The sequence below is a fragment of the Pseudomonas protegens genome (genome assembly GCF_003732485.1).
In the GTDB taxonomy this organism is placed as follows: Bacteria; Pseudomonadota; Gammaproteobacteria; order Pseudomonadales; family Pseudomonadaceae; genus Aquipseudomonas; species Aquipseudomonas protegens_B.
In genome coordinates this window covers 1-219 of sequence record NZ_MOAK01000005.1, presented here as the reverse complement: position 1 = coordinate 219, position 219 = coordinate 1, and the positions used below count along the sequence as shown (strand labels likewise).

Here is a 219-nt window from a genome sequence, read left to right as displayed (position 1 = left end):
CGCTCGTTAACCACGTCCCCATCAGTTGCCGTCAAGGCCACATCGCGCCCAGCGATAACACCACCGGCCTTGTTCAGCAGATCCTTGCCCGCCGTCAGATTCAGGCCCTTGCCCGCCTCCGCCAACCCACTATTGACCAGGTTCTCCCCCGCCACCGCCGACAGGTCATTGGCCGCGCGCAGGGTGCCGACGTTGTTCAAGTCTTTGCCGGCAATCAGG

Annotated in this window: 1 protein-coding gene; it reads right to left on the bottom strand. The window is 63.5% G+C overall.

What is annotated here, in order from left to right:
* The coding region (locus BLX41_RS00190; protein ID WP_148059667.1) for a hypothetical protein at window positions 1–219 on the bottom strand (219 nt) is incomplete at both ends.